This window comes from Burkholderia sp. HI2500, assembly GCF_002223055.1.
Taxonomy (GTDB): domain Bacteria; phylum Pseudomonadota; class Gammaproteobacteria; order Burkholderiales; family Burkholderiaceae; genus Burkholderia.
This window is the reverse complement of record NZ_NKFL01000019.1, coordinates 1-511: the sequence shown is the minus strand read 5'-3', so window position 1 is coordinate 511 and position 511 is coordinate 1. Positions and strand designations below refer to the sequence as shown.

Here is a 511-nt window from a genome sequence, read left to right as displayed (position 1 = left end):
ACGTGACGCTGCCGAACATCATGAAGGCGAAGAAGAAGCCGCTGGAAACCGTGAAGCCGGAAGACCTGGGTGTCGACGTCGCGCCGCGTCTGAAGACGCTGAAGGTGGTCGAGCCGCCGAAGCGCGCGGCCGGCGTGAAGGTGCCGGACGTGAAGACGCTGGTCGAGAAGCTGAAGACCGAAGCCAAGGTGCTGTAAGAGGGAGCGGAAAGAAATGACGATTCTGGTGATTGCAGAACACGATAACGCGTCGATCAAGGCCGCGACGCTGAACACGGTGGCGGCGGCAGCGAAGATCGGCGGCGACATTCACGTGCTGGTCGCGGGCCACAATGCGCAAGCGGCCGCGGATGCAGCAGCGAAGATCGCTGGTGTGTCGAAGGTACTCCTGGCCGACGCGCCGCAACTCGAAGCGGGCCTCGCGGAAAACGTCGAAGCGACCGCGCTGAACATCGCGAAGGATTACTCGCACATCCTCGCGCCGGCGACGGCCTACGGCAAGAACATCGCGC

At 63.4% G+C, this 511-nt stretch carries 2 pseudogenes; both read left to right on the top strand.

What is annotated here, in order from left to right:
• A pseudogene (locus CFB45_RS38050) lies at positions 1-197 on the top strand (electron transfer flavoprotein subunit beta/FixA family protein); the annotation flags it as partial.
• Between the two features lie 16 nt (positions 198-213).
• Positions 214-511: pseudogene (locus tag CFB45_RS38045) on the top strand (electron transfer flavoprotein subunit alpha/FixB family protein); the annotation flags it as partial.